Annotated in this window: 19 protein-coding genes; 16 read left to right on the plus strand and 3 right to left on the minus strand. The window is 59.0% G+C overall.

Features of this window, described 5'->3' with window-relative positions:
- Positions 1–18: 18 nt before the first annotated feature.
- From FEE99_RS10115 to ispD, 5 genes are all read left to right on the plus strand, one after another.
- A complete protein-coding gene (locus FEE99_RS10115; RefSeq protein WP_016771462.1) occupies positions 19–1650 on the plus strand; it encodes a CTP synthase in 1632 nt (543 codons plus the stop codon).
- 4 nt (positions 1651–1654) lie between these two features.
- Complete coding sequence (gene kdsA, locus FEE99_RS10120; protein WP_041478122.1) at positions 1655–2500, plus strand: 3-deoxy-8-phosphooctulonate synthase; 846 nt, start codon at positions 1655–1657, stop codon at positions 2498–2500.
- Positions 2501–2655: 155 nt separating this feature from the next.
- On the plus strand, positions 2656–3945 hold the full coding sequence (eno, locus tag FEE99_RS10125; protein WP_041478121.1) for a phosphopyruvate hydratase: 1290 nt from the start codon (positions 2656–2658) through the stop codon (positions 3943–3945).
- A 169-nt stretch (positions 3946–4114) separates the two neighbouring features.
- On the plus strand, positions 4115–4393 hold the full coding sequence (ftsB, locus tag FEE99_RS10130) for a cell division protein FtsB (RefSeq protein WP_016771460.1): 279 nt from the start codon (positions 4115–4117) through the stop codon (positions 4391–4393).
- Entirely contained in the window at positions 4390–5097 is a 708-nt protein-coding gene (gene ispD, locus FEE99_RS10135) for a 2-C-methyl-D-erythritol 4-phosphate cytidylyltransferase (RefSeq protein WP_041478120.1), read from the plus strand. Before ftsB ends, ispD begins: the two co-directional genes overlap by 4 nt.
- Before the next feature lie 132 nt (positions 5098–5229).
- Here ispD and FEE99_RS10140 read toward each other — a convergent pair whose 3' ends face one another.
- Positions 5230–6126: a LysR substrate-binding domain-containing protein gene (locus FEE99_RS10140; RefSeq protein ID WP_041478119.1), complete on the minus strand. Its 897-nt coding sequence runs from the start codon at positions 6124–6126 to the stop codon at positions 5230–5232.
- 117 nt (positions 6127–6243) lie between these two features.
- Here FEE99_RS10140 and FEE99_RS10145 point away from each other — a divergent pair, with 117 nt between their 5' ends.
- The 8 genes from FEE99_RS10145 to rpoS all read left to right on the plus strand — a co-directional run bounded on the left by FEE99_RS10145 (position 6244) and on the right by rpoS (position 13467).
- Positions 6244–7356, plus strand: a complete 1113-nt coding sequence (locus FEE99_RS10145; RefSeq protein WP_041478118.1) for an S-(hydroxymethyl)glutathione dehydrogenase/class III alcohol dehydrogenase — start codon at positions 6244–6246, stop codon at positions 7354–7356.
- 88 nt (positions 7357–7444) lie between these two features.
- Complete coding sequence (gene fghA, locus FEE99_RS10150; RefSeq protein ID WP_041478117.1) at positions 7445–8290, plus strand: S-formylglutathione hydrolase; 846 nt, start codon at positions 7445–7447, stop codon at positions 8288–8290.
- Positions 8291–8333: 43 nt separating this feature from the next.
- Complete coding sequence (gene ispF / locus FEE99_RS10155) at positions 8334–8807, plus strand: 2-C-methyl-D-erythritol 2,4-cyclodiphosphate synthase (protein WP_016771456.1); 474 nt, start codon at positions 8334–8336, stop codon at positions 8805–8807.
- The gene (gene truD / locus FEE99_RS10160) at positions 8804–9862 is read left to right on the plus strand and encodes a tRNA pseudouridine(13) synthase TruD (protein WP_041478116.1); all 1059 of its coding nucleotides are present in this window, start codon (positions 8804–8806) and stop codon (positions 9860–9862) included. The genes ispF and truD overlap by 4 nt, the downstream gene beginning before the upstream one ends.
- Entirely contained in the window at positions 9850–10593 is a 744-nt protein-coding gene (gene surE / locus FEE99_RS10165; RefSeq protein WP_447121762.1) for a 5'/3'-nucleotidase SurE, read from the plus strand. Before truD ends, surE begins: the two co-directional genes overlap by 13 nt.
- 43 nt (positions 10594–10636) lie before the next feature.
- Positions 10637–11272, plus strand: a complete 636-nt coding sequence (locus tag FEE99_RS10170) for a protein-L-isoaspartate(D-aspartate) O-methyltransferase (RefSeq protein ID WP_160768345.1) — start codon at positions 10637–10639, stop codon at positions 11270–11272.
- Between the two features lie 211 nt (positions 11273–11483).
- The gene (locus FEE99_RS10175; protein WP_041478115.1) at positions 11484–12353 is read left to right on the plus strand and encodes a peptidoglycan DD-metalloendopeptidase family protein; all 870 of its coding nucleotides are present in this window, start codon (positions 11484–11486) and stop codon (positions 12351–12353) included.
- Between the two features lie 106 nt (positions 12354–12459).
- Positions 12460–13467, plus strand: coding sequence for an RNA polymerase sigma factor RpoS (rpoS, locus tag FEE99_RS10180; protein ID WP_016771451.1), 1008 nt, complete (start codon positions 12460–12462; stop codon positions 13465–13467).
- Between the two features lie 528 nt (positions 13468–13995).
- Here the strand turns inward: rpoS and fdxA are convergent.
- Complete coding sequence (gene fdxA, locus FEE99_RS10185) at positions 13996–14319, minus strand: ferredoxin FdxA (protein WP_041478114.1); 324 nt, start codon at positions 14317–14319, stop codon at positions 13996–13998.
- Positions 14320–14482: 163 nt separating this feature from the next.
- Positions 14483–17065: a DNA mismatch repair protein MutS gene (gene mutS / locus FEE99_RS10190; RefSeq protein WP_041478113.1), complete on the minus strand. Its 2583-nt coding sequence runs from the start codon at positions 17063–17065 to the stop codon at positions 14483–14485.
- Between the two features lie 202 nt (positions 17066–17267).
- Here mutS and FEE99_RS10195 point away from each other — a divergent pair, with 202 nt between their 5' ends.
- The 3 genes from FEE99_RS10195 to FEE99_RS10205 all read left to right on the plus strand — a co-directional run bounded on the left by FEE99_RS10195 (position 17268) and on the right by FEE99_RS10205 (position 19458).
- Positions 17268–18011: a LexA family transcriptional regulator gene (locus FEE99_RS10195; RefSeq protein WP_081932448.1), complete on the plus strand. Its 744-nt coding sequence runs from the start codon at positions 17268–17270 to the stop codon at positions 18009–18011.
- Positions 18012–18469: 458 nt separating this feature from the next.
- On the plus strand, positions 18470–18982 hold the full coding sequence (locus tag FEE99_RS10200; RefSeq protein ID WP_081932446.1) for a tail fiber assembly protein: 513 nt from the start codon (positions 18470–18472) through the stop codon (positions 18980–18982).
- Between the two features lie 137 nt (positions 18983–19119).
- Entirely contained in the window at positions 19120–19458 is a 339-nt protein-coding gene (locus FEE99_RS10205; RefSeq protein WP_041478110.1) for a phage holin family protein, read from the plus strand.
- Positions 19459–19489: the final 31 nt, after the last annotated feature.

Raw genomic sequence — 19489 nt, forward strand, 5'->3', positions numbered from 1 at the left:
AGACTTCTAGGGTTTTTCATGACGCGCTACATATTCGTCACGGGCGGTGTTGTTTCTTCATTGGGGAAAGGCATTGCCTCGGCTTCATTGGCGGCTATCCTGGAGGCGCGGGGGCTTAAGGTCACCATGCTGAAGCTGGATCCGTACATCAACGTCGATCCAGGCACCATGAGTCCGTTCCAGCACGGTGAAGTGTTCGTCACCCACGACGGCGCCGAGACCGATCTGGATCTGGGGCACTACGAGCGGTTCATCCGCACGACCATGACCCAGAACAACAACTTCACCACCGGCCGTGTCTACGAGCACGTGCTGCGCAAAGAGCGCCGTGGCGACTACCTGGGTGCAACCATCCAGGTGATCCCGCACATCACCGACGAAATCAAGCGTCGCATCATCAAAGGTGCCGGTGACGCTGACGTGGCGATGGTTGAAATCGGTGGCACCGTCGGTGACATCGAGTCGCAACCATTCCTCGAAGCCATCCGCCAGTTGCGTTTCGAAGTCGGCGCCAAGCGCGCGATGCTGATGCACCTGACGCTGGTGCCGTACATCGCCACCGCTGGCGAAACCAAGACCAAACCGACTCAGCACTCCGTCAAGGAACTGCGCTCGATCGGTCTGCAGCCAGACGTGCTGGTGTGCCGCTCCGATCACCCGATCGATGTGTCCTCGCGTCGCAAGATCGCGCAATTCACCAACGTTGAAGAGCGTGCGGTAATCGCGCTGGAAGACGCCGATACCATCTACAAGATCCCGGGCATCCTGCACTCGCAGGGCCTGGACGATTTCGTCGTCGAGCGGTTCGGTCTGCAGTGCGGCAGCGCCGATCTGTCCGAGTGGGACGCAGTGGTCGATGCCAAGCTGAACCCGGAACACGAAGTGACCATCGCCATGGTCGGCAAGTACATGGAGCTGCTCGACGCGTACAAGTCGCTGATCGAAGCGATGAGCCATGCCGGCATCAGCAACCGCACCAAGGTCAACCTGCGCTACATCGATTCCGAAGACATCGAGAACCAGGGCACTGCGCTGCTCGAAGGTGTTGACGCGATTCTGGTGCCGGGCGGCTTCGGTCTGCGTGGCGTTGAAGGCAAGATCACTGCCGTTCAGTACGCTCGCGAAAACAAGGTTCCGTACCTCGGCATCTGCCTGGGCATGCAAGTGGCGGTCATCGAGTTCGCCCGTAACGTGCTGGGCTGGAAAGACGCCAACTCCACCGAGTTCGATCGTGCCAGCGGCCATCCGGTGGTCGGTCTGATTACCGAGTGGGAAGACGCCACCGGCGCTGTCGAAGTACGTACCGAAGCGTCCGATCTGGGCGGCACCATGCGTCTCGGCGCACAGGATTGCCTGCTTGAGCCGGGCTCCAAAGTCCATGATTGCTACGGCAAGGACGTGATTGTCGAGCGTCATCGTCACCGTTACGAAGTGAACAACAACCTGCTGCCGCAGATCATCGAAGCCGGCCTGAAAATCTCCGGTCGTTCCGCCGATGCTGCGCTGGTCGAAGTGGTTGAAGCGCCGGATCATCCATGGTTCGTCGCCTGCCAGTTCCACCCTGAGTTCACCTCGACGCCACGCGACGGCCATCCGCTGTTCAGCGGTTTTGTCAAAGCCGCGTTGGCTCAACACCAGAAGAAGGCGTAACCCGATGGCACAGAAGATCATCCGCGTCGGCGACATCGAGATTGCCAACGACAAACCCATGGTGCTGTTCGGCGGCATGAACGTGCTGGAAAGCCGTGACATGGCCATGCAGGTTTGCGAAGAGTACGTGAAGGTCACCGAAAAACTCGGTATCCCTTACGTGTTCAAGGCCAGCTTCGACAAGGCCAACCGTTCTTCTGTGACCTCGTATCGCGGTCCTGGCCTGGAAGAGGGCATGCGCATCTTCCAGGACATCAAACAAGCCTTCGGCGTGCCGATCATCACCGACGTCCACGAGCCGCATCAGGCCGCGGTCGTCGCTGAGGTCTGCGACATCATTCAACTGCCGGCCTTCCTGTCGCGCCAGACCGATCTGGTTGTCGCGATGGCCAAGACCAATGCCGTGATCAACATCAAGAAAGCCCAGTTCCTCGCGCCTCAGGAAATGAAACACATCCTGAACAAGTGCGTGGAAGCCGGTAACGATCAGTTGATCCTCTGCGAGCGTGGTTCGAGCTTCGGCTACAACAACCTCGTGGTCGACATGCTCGGCTTCGGCATCATGAAGCAGTTCGAATACCCGGTGTTCTTCGACGTGACTCACTCGCTGCAAATGCCTGGCGGTCGTTCCGACTCCGCCGGCGGTCGCCGCGCGCAGGTCACCGATCTGGCCAAGGCCGGCATGAGCCAGTCGCTGGCGGGTCTGTTCCTCGAAGCGCATCCGGATCCGGACAACGCCAAATGCGACGGCCCTTGCGCCTTGCGTCTGGACAAACTGGAGCCATTCCTGGCCCAGCTCAAGGCTCTGGACGAACTGGTGAAGAGTTTTCCGACGGTAGAAACCGCGTAACGCTCGATTCTCCGGTAAAGTACCGCACGATTTGTCGCTCATGCCCTCGGGCGTGAGCGTTGTCGTCTGCAAGTCTGCCCGCTGTACTTCGCTTGCCGACGATAAAGATTTCCTCTAGCTGCGTCGTTTTCGTCAACTTTGGAGTGTTTACAACAATGGCAAAAATCGTCGACATCAAAGGTCGTGAAGTTCTCGACTCCCGTGGCAATCCCACCGTGGAAGCGGACGTGCTTCTCGACAACGGCATCATCGGCAGCGCCTGCGCGCCGTCCGGTGCATCCACTGGCTCGCGTGAAGCGCTCGAGCTGCGTGATGGCGACAAGAGCCGTTACCTGGGCAAGGGCGTGCTCAAGGCGGTAGCCAACATCAACGGTCCGATCCGCGATCTGCTGCTGGGCACCGACCCGAGCGACCAGAAAGCGCTGGATCAGGCGATGATCAAGCTCGACGGTACCGAAAACAAAGCGACCCTGGGCGCCAACGCCATCCTCGCCGTGTCCCTGGCTGCGGCCAAGGCGGCTGCGCAGGATCAGGATCTGCCGCTGTACGCACACATCGCCAACCTCAACGGCACCCCGGGTGTGTACTCGATGCCGGTGCCGATGATGAACATCATCAATGGTGGCGAGCACGCCGATAACAACGTCGACATCCAGGAATTCATGGTGCAGCCGGTCGGCGCCAAGTCGTTCTCGGAAGGTCTGCGCATGGGCACCGAGATTTTCCATCACTTGAAAGCTGTGCTGAAGGCCCGTGGCCTGAGCACCGCCGTTGGTGACGAAGGCGGTTTCGCGCCGAATCTGGCGTCCAACGAAGACGCGCTGAAAGTAATCTCCGAAGCCGTGGCCAATGCCGGTTACAAGCTGGGCACCGACGTGACCCTGGCGCTGGACTGCGCCGCGAGCGAGTTCTACGAAGACGGCAAATACAACCTGTCCGGCGAAGGCCAGGTGTTCACTGCTGAAGGTTTCGCCGACTACCTCAAAGGTCTGACCGAGCGTTATCCGATCATCTCCATCGAAGACGGTCTGGACGAGTCCGACTGGGCCGGCTGGAAAATCCTCACCGACAAGATCGGCGAGAAAACCCAGCTGGTGGGCGACGACCTGTTCGTGACCAATACCAAGATCCTGAAAGAAGGCATCGATAAAAAGATCGCCAACTCGATCCTGATCAAGTTCAACCAGATCGGCACCCTGACCGAAACCCTGGAAGCCATCCAGATGGCCAAGGCTGCCGGCTACACCGCCGTGATCTCGCACCGCTCCGGCGAAACCGAAGATTCGACCATTGCCGACCTGGCTGTGGGCACCTCGGCTGGCCAGATCAAGACCGGTTCGCTGTGCCGCTCCGACCGCGTTTCCAAGTACAACCAACTGCTGCGTATCGAAGAGCAGTTGAACGGCAAGGCCAAGTACAACGGCCGTGCCGAGTTCCGCGGTTAAGCGCAACCTGATCAAAGGACACCGGATTGTGTCGGAAAAGTCGTGACAGCGATGGATTTGCCACTAATCTGATGCCTTAAGCACAAGCCTGGATCTTTCCAGGCTTCGTGCTATCAGATGCTGCAACATTATGCGTGGCTGTCTTTTTTCACTGGATACCTGATATTCGATGCGCAGTCCTTACTGGTTGTTTCTTGTTTTGCTCTTGCTGCTGGCCGGTCTGCAGTACCGCCTGTGGGTGGGCAATGGCAGTCTGGCGCAGGTCGCCGAGCTGAAACAGCAGATCGCCGAGCAACATGCCGAGAACGAAGGCCTGCTGGAGCGCAACCGGGTGATGGACGCTGAAGTCAGCGAGCTGAAGAAAGGCATGGAGACCGTTGAAGAGCGTGCTCGTCACGAACTGGGCATGGTCAAGGACGGCGAAACCCTTTACCAGTTGGCCCAATGATCGATTCCCTGCCGGCCTTCTGGGCCGTGATTCCTGCCGCGGGCGTCGGTGCCCGAATGGCCGCGGACCGTCCCAAGCAATATCTGCAACTGGGCGGGCGCACAATTCTCGAACACAGCCTCGGCTGTTTCCTCGATCACCCTAGCCTTAAGGGCCTGGTGGTCAGTCTTGCTGTTGACGATCCCTATTGGCCGAATCTGGCATGCGTCAACGATCCGCGCATTCAGCGGGTTGATGGCGGGGCGGAGCGTTCTGCTTCGGTGCTAAACGCCTTGCTGCATCTGCATGCGCAAGGTGCCGACGATGACGACTGGGTGCTGGTGCACGATGCGGCCCGGCCGAATCTGAGTCGCGATGATCTCGACAAGTTGCTTGCCGAACTGGCGGATGACCCGGTCGGCGGTCTATTGGCAGTGCCCGCTCGCGACACGCTCAAACGCGTTGATAAAAACGGTCGTGTGGTTGAAACGGTGGACCGCAGTGTGATCTGGCAGGCGTATACGCCGCAGATGTTTCGCCTCGGCGCGTTGCATCGAGCGTTGGCCGATAGCCTGGTTGCGGATGCCGTGATCACCGATGAAGCTTCGGCGATGGAATGGGCCGGTCTGGCACCGCGTCTGATCGAAGGGCGGGCGGATAACCTCAAGGTGACCCGGCCGGAAGATCTGGAGTGGTTGCGCCAGCGATGGGCGAATCGCCGCTGAGATTTGGGGTCGCTGTGGCATTACCTTCGCGAGCAGGCCCGCTCCCGCAGAGGGAATGCATTCAGCTGTCGAGCTCGGTCAATTGTGGGAGCGAGCCTGCTCGCGAAAGCGGTCGCACAGGCGACCAATAACTCAAAGTTTGTACTCCGGCCTTTCAGCCAGTCCCACCTTCAAAAAATCCACCAACTTGCGCACCTTCGGCGACAGATGCCGCTGCTGCGGATACAGCGCCCACACCGCCGTATTCGGCGGCTGATGTGCCTCCAGCAAGGAAATCAGCGCGCCGCTGTGCAGATGCTCGAGCACGTAATAGTCCGGCAACTGACACAACCCGACACCCTGAAGCGCCGCGTCCAGCACCGCCTGCCCACTGTTGCAACGCCAGTTGCCCTGCACCCGTTGGGAAAATTCCCGCCCGTTCTGTTCCAGTTGCCAGATATCCGAACTGCCAATCAGGCAATTGTGCCGACTCAATTCCGACAAGCTGTGTGGGCGCCCGTACCGTTCCAGGTAGGACGGCGATCCGCACAGGTACATTCTCCGTGGTGCCAGACGTGTGGCGACCAAGCGCGAATCCTGTAACCGACCCAGACGGATCGCCAGGTCCAGCCCTTCATGCACCAGATCCAGCTGGCGATTGCTCAGCTCGATATCGATACGCAGCTGCGGGTAAAGCCCCATGAAACGAGTCACCAGCGGCACGATAAAGCGTTCGCCATAGGCCACCGCGCAGGTCATGCGCAGCATGCCTTTCGGTTCGCTGGTCAGATCGCCTACCGCGCGCAAGGCTTCTTCGCGACCGTCCTGCAGGCGCTGGCAATGCTGCAAAAAAGTCTGCCCGGCTTCGGTCAGCGTTACGCGACGGGTACTGCGGTAGAGCAGGCGCGTCTGCAAACGCTCTTCAAGCCGTACGATTTGTCGACTGACGTGGGAGGAAGAAACCCCAAGGCGCTCGGCAGCGGCGGTGAATTGGTTGCATTCGGCGACGGCAACGAACTCGTCGATGCCTTCCCAGCGGTTCTCCGACACTTGGATTATCCCTGTGTGGCAATAATGTTTTGCTTTCGTCCGGATTATTCCTCAGGACGCGCTGAACTACACTATATGTCTGCTTTTTTTATTTATTGGGTTCACTGGAGAGTCAGCATGATCAAGTCGCGCGCCGCCGTTGCCTTCGAGGCCAAGAAGCCGCTGGAAATCGTAGAAGTCGATGTCGCCATGCCCAAGGCTGGTGAAGTGTTGCTGCGCGTTGTCGCTTCCGGGGTGTGCCACACCGATGCCTACACCTTGTCCGGCGCAGACCCGGAAGGCATCTTCCCGTCGATCCTCGGCCACGAAGGTGGCGCCATCGTTGAAGCGATCGGCGAGGGCGTGACCTCGGTTGCCGTCGGCGACCACGTCATTCCGCTCTACACCCCGGAATGCGGCCAGTGCAAATTCTGCAAGTCGGGCAAGACCAACCTCTGCCAGGCGATTCGCGCCACCCAAGGCAAGGGCCTGATGCCGGATGGCACTTCGCGCTTTTCCTACAAGGGCGAAACGATTTTCCACTACATGGGCACATCGACGTTTTCGGAGTACACGGTACTGCCGGAAATTTCCGTAGCGAAGATCTCCAAAGACGCGCCGCTGGAGAAGGTCTGCCTGCTCGGTTGCGGCGTAACCACTGGTATCGGCGCCGTGCTCAACACCGCCAAGGTCAAACCGGGTGACACCGTGGCCATCTTCGGTCTCGGTGGTATTGGCTTGTCCGCCGTGATCGGCGCGGTGAAAGCCAAGGCTGCGCGGATCATCGCCATCGACATCAATCCAGCCAAGTTCGAAATCGCCAAGCAACTCGGTGCCACCGATTGCGTGAACCCGAAAGACTTTGATCGTCCGATCCAGGAAGTAATCGTCGACATGACCGATGGCGGCGTCGACTTCTCCTTCGAGTGCATCGGCAATGTGCAACTGATGCGCGCCGCGCTTGAGTGCTGCCACAAAGGCTGGGGCGAGTCGGTCATCATCGGTGTCGCCGGTGCCGGCCAGGAAATCGCTACCCGTCCGTTCCAGTTAGTCACCGGTCGCGTCTGGCGCGGTTCGGCGTTCGGCGGCGTGCGTGGCCGCAGCGAATTGCCAAGCTATGTCGACATGGCTCAGAGCGGCGAGATCCCGCTGGATACCTTCATCACCCACACCATGGGCCTGGAAGATATCAACAAGGCGTTCGACCTGATGCACGAAGGCAAGAGCATCCGCACCGTCATTCATTTCTGAGGAGCAGCGGCAAGCTACAAGCCACAAGCTGCAAGCAGGCGCAATTCCCTCTTGCAGCTTGAAGCTCGCATCTTGCGGCTGAAGTGCTATGAATCTGGAAAACATTTCCTGTCAGAAGAGTTTCGGTGGCTGGCACAAGCGTTATCGCCATCGCTCCGAAGTGCTTGATTGCGACATGGTCTTTGCCGTGTACCTGCCGCCACAAGCGGAGCAGGGCGGCAAGCTGCCGGTGTTGTACTGGTTGTCAGGCCTGACCTGCACCGATGAGAACTTCATGCAGAAGGCCGGTGCGATGCGCATGGCCGCCGAGCTTGGTTTGATCATCGTTGCCCCGGATACCAGCCCACGTGGCGCGGATGTACCGGACGATGCAGACAAGGCTTGGGATTTCGGTCTCGGCGCAGGGTTTTATCTGAACGCCACGCAGGAGCCGTGGGCACGTCATTACCGGATGCATGATTATGTCGTGCAGGAACTGCCTGCTTTGGTCGAAGCGCATTTCCCCGCTTCCGACAAACGCAGTATCAGCGGTCACTCCATGGGCGGCCACGGCGCATTGGTCTGCGCGCTGCGCAATCCCGGGCGTTATCAGTCAGTGTCGGCGTTCTCGCCGATTACCCATCCAATCGATTGCCCGTGGGGTCAGAAGGCCTTTTCCAACTATTTGGGCGAAGACCGTTCGAAGTGGAAGGAGTGGGACGCCTGTGTGCTGATCGCAGAGGCGACGGAGAAGTTGCCGTTGCTGGTCGATCAAGGTGATCGTGACGATTTCCTCGCCACGCAATTGAAACCCGAGGCCTTGCAACACGCAGCAAAACAAGCGGCGCATCCGCTGGAGCTGCGCCTGCAACCGGGCTACGACCACAGCTATTTCTTCATCTCAAGCTTCATTGACGACCACTTGCAGCATCACGCACGCGCTCTGCGCGGTTAATGCAGGTAGAATCACGCCCTGACAAAAATCGGGGCGTTTTTTTATGCGTATTGGCCACGGCTACGATGTGCACCGTTTCGCTGAAGGCGATTTCATTACTCTGGGCGGCGTGCAGATTGCACACAGCTTCGGGCTGCTCGCTCATTCCGACGGTGACGTCCTGCTGCACGCCTTGAGCGATGCCTTGCTCGGCGCGGCGGCGCTGGGTGATATCGGCAAACACTTCCCGGACACCGATCCGCAATTCAAGGGCGCCGACAGCCGTGTGCTGTTGCGTCATGTGGTCAGTCTGATTCACGCCAAGGGCTGGAAAGTCGGCAACGTCGACAACACCATTGTTGCCCAGGCGCCAAAAATGGCGCCGCATATCGAATCGATGCGCGCGCTGATCGCGGCGGATCTTCAAGTTGAGTTGGATCAAGTGAACGTCAAAGCTACCACCACCGAAAAGCTTGGCTTTGTCGGTCGCGAAGAAGGCATCGCCGTGCACTCCGTTGCCTTGTTGCTGCGCGCATGAATGAACTGCAATTACTCGGCCCACGGGCCTATGGCGAACCCCTCGGCACAGCGGTACTGAAAGCCATCGCCGAAGATTTCCAGGTCGATGAAGTGCTGGATATTCCGTTCAGCGGTGACGGCGAACACCTGTGGATCTGGGTGGAAAAGCGCGGCCTCAATACCGAAGAAGCGGCGCGGCGTATCGCCAAGGCAGCCGGCGTGCCGTTGCGTATCGTCAGCTATGCCGGGCTGAAGGACCGTCAGGCCCTGACCCGACAGTGGTTCAGCGTGCAGTTGCCGGGCAAGGCCGATCCGGATCTGTCGGCGGCGGAAAACGACACGCTGAAGATCCTCAAGACCACGCGCCACAAGCGCAAGCTGCAACGCGGTGCGCATTCGGCCAATGGCTTCACCCTGCGCCTGACGCAATTCAATGGCGACAAAGATGCGATTGAACAGCGGCTGCAACTGATCGCCAAACAAGGCATCCCCAATTATTTCGGCGCCCAGCGCTTCGGCCATGACGGCGGCAACGTTGTCGATGCCCGGGCGTGGGCGGCGCGCAAGGCTTTGCCGGAACAGCGCAATGTGCGTTCGCGGTTGCTATCGACGGCGCGCAGCTTTCTGTTCAACCAGGTGCTGGCGGCGCGCGTCGCCGATGGCACCTGGAACACCGCACTGGTGGGCGATCTGTTGGCCTTTACTGACAGCCGCAGCTTTTTCCCGGCCGGCGAAGCCGAATGCAGCGACCCGCGTCTGGCGATTCTCGACCTGCACCCGACCGGTCCGCAGTGGGGCGAAGGTGACTCGCCCACCGCTGGCGCAGTCCATGAACTGGAGCAGGCGATCGCCGCCCGCGAAGCGGATCTGCGCGACTGGTTGATCCACGCCGGCATGAGCCATGAACGTCGCATCCTGCGGCTGCCCATTGGCGGGTTGACGTGGCATTATCCCCAACCTGACATTCTGCAACTGGAATTCGTCCTCCCGGCCGGATGCTTTGCCACCGTATTGGTGCGCGAGCTCGTTGATCTGGTGCCGGTGGGGCAGACGGACAGCCCATGCGTATTCTGATTTCTAACGACGATGGGGTAACCGCGCCCGGTCTCGCCGCGCTTTATGCTGCGCTGGCGGATTACACCGAATGCGTGGTTATCGCCCCGGAGCAGGACAAAAGCGGCGCCAGCAGTTCGCTGACGCTCGACCGTCCGCTGCACCCGCAATACCTGGCGAACGGCTTTATCAGCCTCAACGGCACACCGACCGATTGCATTCACCTGGGCCTTAACGGCTTGCTTGAGCGCGAAGCGGACATGGTGGTATCCGGCATTAATCTGGGCGCCAATCTTGGTGACGACGTGCTGTATTCCGGAACCGTGGCGGCAGCGCTGGAAGGACGATTTCTCGAGCGCCCATCGTTTGCCTTCTCACTGGTTTCGCGTCAGGTGGACAATCTGCCGACTGCGGCCTACTTTGCGCGCAAACTGGTCGAGGCCCACGCCGGGCTGGATCTGCCGCCGCGCACGGTGCTCAACGTGAACATTCCCAATCTGCCCATCGATCACATCCGTGGCATTCAGTTGACCCGCCTCGGTCATCGCGCCCGCGCGGCGGCGCCGATGAAAGTGGTCGATCCGCGCGGCAAGGCCGGTTACTGGATCGCCGCTGCCGGCGACGCTGAAGACGGCGGCCCGGGCACCGATTTTCATGCCGTGATGCAGGGTTATGTGTCCATCACGCCGTTGCAGCTCGATCGCACTTTCAATGATGCCTTCAGAAGTCTTGATGGCTGGCTGGGGGGCTGAGCTGATGCGTGAACATGACGACCGCCTGCGCAGCGGCATAGGCATGACCTCCCAACGTACGCGCGAGCGCCTGATCCAGCGTCTATATGAAGAAGGCGTGTCGAACGCCAAGGTGCTGGAAGTGATCCGCCGCACGCCGCGTCATCTGTTTGTCGACGAGGCGCTGGCACATCGCGCTTATGAAGACACCGCGCTGCCGATCGGCAACAACCAGACCATTTCCCAGCCTTATATGGTGGCGCGCATGAGCGAGCTGCTGCTGGAGGCCGGCCCGCTGGATAAGGTGTTGGAGATCGGCACCGGTTCCGGCTACCAGACGGCGGTGTTGTCGCAACTGGTCGAACGGGTGTTTTCGGTCGAACGCATCAAGGTGCTGCAGGACCGCGCCAAGGAGCGCCTGGTCGAGCTGAACCTGCGCAACGTGGTGTTTCGCTGGGGCGATGGCTGGGAAGGCTGGCCGGCGCTGGCACCATACAACGGCATCATCGTCACCGCCGTTGCCACCGATGTACCGCAGGCTTTGCTGGATCAACTGGCCCCCGGTGGGCGCATGGTAATTCCGGTTGGCTCGGGTGAAGTGCAACAACTGATGCTGATCGTGCGCGAGGAACATGGCTTTTCCCGACACGTTCTGGGCGCTGTGCGTTTCGTGCCGTTGCTCAACGGGCCACTGGCCTGAGCATTTGCAAACAGGGCTGAATTCCTTTCAACGGCGCCGGTCTTACACCGGCAGCCAGAGTTTAAACGCAGCGTACTTGCCCCTGGCAAACGTGTGCGTCCGGTGATTTCGCTTCATTAAAGGTAAAGCCGGTTCGGCCCGTTATACTTGCGACACCTCATGCCGTAATGCGGCATTCAGAATTTTTCAGCCACCACAAAGGGAGCGGCGGGTGAGTCTCACAGTCATTGCGCAGCGTATGGGTAACACGAGCTTTCAGCGCCTGGTGACTGGCCTTGTCTTGAGCACCTTGCTGGTCGGTTGCTCCAGCACCAAATCGAGCAACGTGCGCGTTGTTGATCGCAACAATGCGGTGGCGCAACGTCCTACCGTTACCACCGGGCAGTATGTAGTCCGTCCCGGCGATACCTTGTTTTCGATCGCCTTTCGTTACGGCTGGGACTACAAAACCCTCGCCGCCCGGAACAATATTCCTACGCCGTATACGATCCATCCGGGTCAGACAATTCGCTTCGACGGGCGCAGCGGTTCAACGCCGACAGCGGTGGTGAGCAACTCCAGTTCCTCACCTTCTTCGTCGAGTAAAACCACAGTAATCCGGCGCCAGGCGAATGGCACCACAACCACTACAACCACCGGTTCCAAAGGGGTTGTACCGTCCGTCGCGAGCAAACCTGCACCCGCTCCACTGCCTCCGGCAGGCCCGGCCCCGACCGGCTGGGGATGGCCATCTAATGGCGTTCTGATTGGAAAATTCTCTTCAAACGGTAGTTTGAATAAAGGAATTGATATCGCCGGAGATTTGGGACAGCCTGTTTTAGCTGCGTCTGATGGGACGGTCGTATACGCCGGGAGTGGCTTAAGGGGCTACGGCGAATTGGTCATCATCAAACACAGCGAAACCTACGTCAGTGCTTACGGACATAACCGCAGGCTGTTGGTTCGGGAGGGGCAGCAGGTCAAGGTCGGACAGACAATTGCCGAAATGGGGTCAACGGGTACAGACCGGGTGAAACTGCATTTTGAGATTCGCCGCCAAGGTAAACCAGTGGATCCGCTGCAGTTCCTGCCAAGACGTTGATTTGTAGGCCAGCCTGTTCCGTCGCGTAGAGGGGACAGGCTCCAGCGTTGCCAAGGATAAAGGCGTCGCTTGAGCTTGGGGTCGAACTCACCAAAGGACTATAACAATGGCTCTCAGTAAAGAAGTGCCGGAGTTTGACATCGACGATGAGGTTCTCCTTATGGAGACCGGCATCGATTCGGATTCGATGTTGAATGATGAAGGGGCTGCTCCACCTTCCGTTCGTTCCAAATCCAGACACTCCGCCACACTCAAACAACATAAATACATCGACTACACTCGGGCACTTGATGCCACGCAGCTGTATCTCAACGAAATCGGCTTTTCCCCTCTGCTCTCCCCGGAAGAAGAAGTTCATTTTGCGCGCTTGTCGCAAAGTGGCGATCCTGCCGGGCGCAAGCGCATGATCGAAAGTAACCTGCGGCTGGTCGTCAAGATCGCCCGGCGTTACGTCAATCGGGGGCTGTCGCTGCTGGATCTGATCGAAGAGGGCAACCTCGGCCTGATCCGCGCGGTGGAAAAGTTCGATCCCGAGCGCGGCTTCCGCTTCTCGACCTACGCGACCTGGTGGATCCGTCAGACCATCGAACGCGCGATCATGAATCAGACCCGGACCATCCGGCTGCCGATACATGTGGTCAAGGAGCTCAACGTCTACCTGCGCGCCGCACGTGAGCTGACGCAAAAACTCGACCACGAACCTTCACCCGAAGAAATCGCCAACCTGCTGGAGAAACCGGTGGGGGAGGTCAAGCGCATGCTGGGCCTCAACGAAAGGGTTTCTTCGGTCGACGTCTCGCTGGGTCCGGATTCGGATAAAACCCTGCTGGACACACTCACTGACGATCGTCCGACCGATCCGTGCGAACTGCTGCAGGACGATGACCTGTCGCAGAGCATCGATCAATGGCTGTCGGAGCTGACCGACAAGCAGCGCGAGGTGGTGATTCGCCGCTTCGGGCTGCGTGGTCACGAAAGCAGCACGCTGGAAGATGTCGGCCTGGAGATCGGTCTGACCCGCGAGCGGGTACGGCAGATCCAGGTGGAAGGGCTCAAGCGCCTTCGCGAGATCCTTGAAAAGAACGGCCTGTCGAGCGAGTCGCTGTTTCAATAAGCGCCTGATCGTCCGCCCGCAAAAAGCCCCGGCTGATTCGATCAGTCGGGGCTTTTTTGTTTTTCGCGTGCAGCAAATCGGGCTTTCGGCAGCCACCAGACAAGCGGTCGTCAATTTCTGAATTTGTAGTCTCGCGCTGTAAGCCTTTGCTTACTGTGTCGTAAGTGTTCGTTATTTTTACACTTCGGTAGATGGCGATCGCGCTCACTTCCACTGAGCAACCTTTTGATTTTGTTGATTATTTCTTAATTGTTATGCCCTTGTGACAGAGCGCGCGTACGCCGAGGGCCAATTGCTCGTCTCCAGAAACTCTCTAATATCTCAACTGTGTCGACGGACAGACACGCCCTTCACGGAAGAGGGGAACGGACATCGCAGGAGGCGATTCATCAGGACGATGAAAAGGAATACAGGGAATAGGGAAAAAATGTGGGCGGGTCATACCGCCCCTTTTTTCGTCTGCAGAAAAGCAGAATCTGCAAAAGCAAAAAGGCCCGTAAGGGGCCTTTCAGTCGAGCGCGGGGCAGATCAGCGTTCGAGTTGTTCGATCTTGTTCGGCTTGCCATCCCACTCTTCAGCATCAGGCAGCGATTCTTTCTTTTCGGTGATGTTCGGCCAGATATCCGCCAGCTCGGCATTGAGCTCGATGAAGTTTTCCATGCCGCTTGGGATCTCGTCTTCCGAGAAGATCGCCACAGCCGGGCATTCTGGTTCACACAGCGCGCAGTCGATGCACTCGTCCGGGTGAATCACCAGGAAGTTCGGGCCTTCGTAAAAGCAGTCCACCGGACAGACTTCTACGCAGTCGGTGTACTTGCACTTGATGCAGTTGTCGGTGACGACGAAGGTCATTTCTAATTTTCTCCTCAGGCGGCGGCAGCGTTGCCCCTTCACGGTTGGGGTCGCCAGGTTCGGGAGCGATACCTGCTGACCAGGCTATGAGCCAGCAGCATCCCGAACCGCGCGAGATTCTAACAGCTTGAAGCGAATTGCGTTATATCCGCTTCTTCAGTGCTTATATCCGGTTCTTCAGTGCATAGAGCATTTCCAGCGCTCGACGTGGCGTCATGTCGTCCAGATCCACTTTCGCCAATTCGTCCAGCACCGGATGTGGCAGTGAGGCGAACATGTCGCTTTGCTGCGGTGTCGACGGCTTGCCCTTGGCCGCCGGTTTCGGCGCTTCGTGGGGCAGGGCGGTGTCTTCCAGGCGACTCAGATGCTCTCGCGCTCGCAGAATCACCTCGCTCGGCACGCCGGCCAGTTGTGCCACCGCCAAGCCATAACTCTGGCTGGCAGGCCCAGGCAGAACGTGGTGCAGGAACACGATCCGTTCGTTGTGCTCGGTAGCGTTGAGGTGCACGTTAGCTACAAGAGGTTCGGCTTCCGGCAGCACGGTCAGTTCAAAATAGTGCGTGGCGAACAGGGTGTAGGCACGCAGATGAGCCAAGCGCTCGGCCGCTGCCCACGCCAGCGACAGACCGTCAAAGGTGCTGGTACCGCGCCCGACTTCGTCCATCAGGACCAGACTGCGCTCGGTGGCGTTATGCAGGATGTTGGCGGTTTCGCTCATCTCGACCATGAAGGTCGAGCGACCGCCGGCCAGATCATCGCTTGAGCCGATACGGGTGAAGATGCGGTCGACCAGCGACAACTCGCAACTGGCGGCCGGCACGAAACTGCCAATATGCGCTAGCAACACGATCAACGCGGTTTGCCGCATGTAAGTGGATTTACCGCCCATGTTCGGACCGGTGATGACCAGCATGCGCGTATTGTCATCCAGGCTCAGATCGTTGGCCACGAACGGCGTGGTCAGCACTTGCTCGACCACAGGGTGACGACCCTGGGTGATGCGCATGCACGGCTCGCTGACGAAACGCGGGCAATTGAGGTCGAGATTCAGCGCACGCTCGGCAAGGTTGCTCAGCACATCCAGTTCGGCCAATGCGCCGGCGGTGTCCTGCAGCGGTGGCAGCTGGCTGATCAAGTCTTCGAGCAGCGCCTCGTAAAGCATTTTTTCCCGGGCCAGCGCGCGGCTCTTGGCGGAAAGTGCCTTGTCTTCGAATTCTTTCAGCTCAGGTGTGATGAAGCGCTCGGCGCCTTTGAGCGTCTGCCGGCGGATATAGTCAGCCGGCGCCGATTCGGCCTGCTTGCTCGGCAGTTCGATGAAGTAGCCGTGGATACGGTTGTAGCCGACTTTGAGGTTGGCCAGACCAGTACGGGCTTTCTCCCGGGCTTCGAGATCGATGAGGAACTGGCCGGCGTTTTCGCTCAGTGATTGCAGTTCATCGAGCTCACTGTCGTAACCAGTTTTCAGCACACCGCCGTCGCGGATCACCGCAGGCGGGTTGTCGATAATGGCTTTTGCCAGCAGCGCCGCCAGTTCCGGGTAAGTGCTGGTGGTGGCCGCCAGATGCTGCAGGTGCGGCGCTTCCAGATCGGTCATCGCCACTTGCAGTTCGGGCAGTGCGCCGAGTGCATCGCGCAGACGCGCAAGGTCACGTGGTCGCGCATTGCGCAGACCGATACGCGCCAGGATCCGCTCGATATCGCCGATTTCCTTGAGCTGCGGTTGCAGCTTTTCGAAGCGGTAGCCGTCGAGCAGGCAGCGGATCGACGTCTGGCGTGCCAGCAGCACGGTGAGGTCGCGCAACGGCCGGTTCAGCCAGCGGGTCAGTAAACGGCTGCCCATGGCGGTCTGGCAGCGATCGACCACCGATTGCAGTGTGTTGTCGCGGCCACCGGCGAGGTTGGTGTCGAGTTCCAGATTGCGCCGGCTGGCGCCGTCGAGCACCACGGTGTCGTCGAGACGCTCGTGACGCAGGCTACGCAAATGGGGCAGGGCGGTGCGCTGGGTTTCCTTGGCGTAGGCCAACAGGCAACCGGCAGCGCCAATGGCCAGGGTCAGGTTCTCGCAGCCGAAGCCTTTCAGGTCTTGAGTGGAAAATTGCTGACAGAGACTTTTCAGCGCCGAGTCACGCTCGAAATCCCACGGCGCGCGACGGCGTACGCCACGGCGTTTTTCCGCCGGCAAGTCTTTCGGCCAGTCATCAGGAATCAGCAATTCCACCGGGTTGACCCGCTCCAGTTCGGCGAGCAGGTTTTCCCAGCCTTTGATCTCGAGCACGGTGAAGTTGCCGCTGGTGATGTCCAGCACCGCCAGACCGAATAGACGCTCGTCGCCCAACACCGCTGCGATCAGGTTATCGCGGCGTTCGTCCAGCAGCGCCTCGTCACTGACTGTCCCCGGCGTGATGATCCGTACGACCTGGCGCTCCACCGGGCCTTTGCTGGTGGCCGGGTCGCCGACCTGCTCGCAAATCACTACCGATTCGCCGAGCTTGACCAGTTTCGCCAGGTAACCTTCCGCCGCATGGTAAGGAATCCCACACATCGGAATCGCCTGGCCCGCCGACTGCCCGCGCGCGGTCAGGGTGATGTCCAGCAACTTGGCGGCTTTCTTCGCATCTTCGTAGAAGATTTCGTAGAAATCGCCCATGCGATAGAACATCAGCTGGTCCGGGTGCTGATTCTTCAGGCGCCAGTATTGCTGCATCATCGGAGTGTGGGAGGACAGGTCGGAGACGGCTTTATTCATCGGATTGTCGGGCAACTCTTTAAAAGATGTAGGGCAAAGCGCGGGCAGTGGCCGGGCTTTTCCGCGATGGGCGCAAGGTTACCATGGCCAGTCTGCCCGACGCAGGCGCTGCGGTCGGGTGAGCATTTATTGACAGGGAAAAGTTGATCTATGCACGATTTATGCAAATCAGCATTTGTCTTCGCGAAAAACTTCAAGCACTATGCGCGTTATGCAAAAACGCAACGTTTCCTCCGTCTTAAGAGCACTGCTCGACCAGCACGGGATCTCCCCCACGGAGCTCCACCGTCGCACCGGCGTGCCTCAATCAACGCTCTCGCGGATTCTCAGCGGGAAGATTGTCGATCCTTCGGATAAACACATCTCGAAGATCGCTGAATATTTCAACGTCAGCACCGATCAGTTGCGCGGGCGTGCGGATGTCCCGCCAACGACCGGCGGTACGCGCGCTGACGTGCATGCGGAACTCAAGGACATAAGCCTGTGGGACGATGACACGCCTGTCGATGACGACGAGGTGTCGGTGCCCTTTCTACGTGAGGTTGAATTGGCTGCTGGATCAGGAAGATTCGTCATCGAAGAGAGCGAGCGCTCAAGCCTGCGCTTCGGCAAGCGCAGCCTGCGCCACAACGGTGTGCAGTTCGACCAGGCCAAGTGTGTGACAGTACGCGGCAACAGCATGTTGCCGGTTCTGCGCGATGGCGCCACCGTCGGCGTCAATGCCGGCAAGTGCGGCATCGGCGACATCATCGATGGCGACCTGTATGCGATCAATCACAATGGTCAGCTGCGCGTGAAGCAACTCTATCGTTTGCCCACCGGTATCCGTCTGCGCAGCTTCAATCGCGACGAGCATCCGGATGAGGACTACAGCTTCCAGGAAATCCAGGAAGAGCAGATCGTTATCCTTGGTCACGTCTTCTGGTGGGGCATGTACGCCCGCTAGCCCCTTTCGATTCAACTGAAACCTGCCCCTCGGCAGGTTTTTTTTCGCCTGCAGAAATCTCCCCACCCCTTGGCCGCTTGGGTTTCATGCATATGCGCAAATTTAATGCATAAATAAATGCATTTACGCATTGACTGTATATGCATCCATGCATATTCTTGCCACCAAGCCGCTCGACAAAGCGGCTGGCAAGACAAGCTCTTTAGTTCCACAAGAACAGGCAGCGATGAACCGGCCTCAACGGTTCAGAGGGTTGGCAACTGACCCGGGTGTGCAGCGTAAAGCACCAGAAGCAGTTATCCGGCGGGCAGGGACCGCGGTCGGAAAAACAATCTGAATGGACTCGTACCGCGCCAGTAGCGCCGAAAAGTCAGCTTCCTTCTCGAACACAGGATTTGAAGGAAGGCGAAGGAGCGCATTACTGAAAAGCCCGGTGTACAAGCGCCGGGCTTTTTGGAATGCCTGCCTCGGTTGCGGCAAGCATTGTCTGGCCAAGTGTGAAGCTAAATCAGCAGCACTGGCTGAAACCCGTCAAAAAGGAAATTGAGATGAACCGTTATGTCCTGACTATTTCGCCTAGTAACACCATTGTCGTTCTTCAGGTGCTGGACACTGAGGGAGAGCCGCCTGCAATCCCTGCCAATGAACCTTTCTCAGTGTGGCGTAATGTCACCGGTGACACCACCGCACAGCCGGGATACAAATTGCAACCAGGCCCTTACGGCGAGACTTTTTTGCCTCTCGAACCCGATGAAATCGACCGTGTCGTCCAAGGCCGCCTGCAACAACGCTTTGACAAAGTCGAGCAGTTCCTGAAGTTCAACCCACTGCAGTACAAAGTGGACCTGGCAGTCGCCACTCCAGAAGAGTGGTCGCAATTGCGTGCCATCAAACAGTATTACCTCGACGTCTGCGCCACGACAGAGCAGAACACCTTTCCCGAAGTCATCTGGCCGATCGCGCCATTCTGATCGCTGCGCTTTGCAACGCTTGATCGCGAAAGAGCATTGCTGAAAAGCCTGGCCCCGCCGGGCTTTTTGGAATGCCTGCCTCAAGAGAAACCGTTTGAACCCAACCCATACTCATCAATCACCCACGGAGGCGTGACATGACAAACGAGCAACAAGCGTTGGCGGACATGCCGATCTGGCTGGTCATCCTCCTTGCCGTCGTTGGCGGGGTGTCCGGCGAAATGTGGCGCGCCGACAAGGAGGGCGCCCGCGGCTGGTCACTTGTGCGGCGTCTGGCCTTGCGTTCCGGCGCCTGCATGATCTGCGGGGTGTCGGCAATCATGCTGCTGTATGCCGCCGGCATGTCGATCTGGGCCGCTGGCGCTTTTGGCTGCCTGACGGCGATGGCCGGCGCTGATGTCGCCATAGGCCTTTACGAACGCTGGGCGGCCAAGCGTATCGGCGTCTGCGAAGTGCCGCCGCGCGACCTCCCTTAACCCTGAATATTTTTCCCTGTCGCCATGTTGG

It is taken from the genome of Pseudomonas sp. ef1 (assembly GCF_007293365.2).
In the GTDB taxonomy this organism is placed as follows: Bacteria; Pseudomonadota; Gammaproteobacteria; order Pseudomonadales; family Pseudomonadaceae; genus Aquipseudomonas; species Aquipseudomonas siliginis.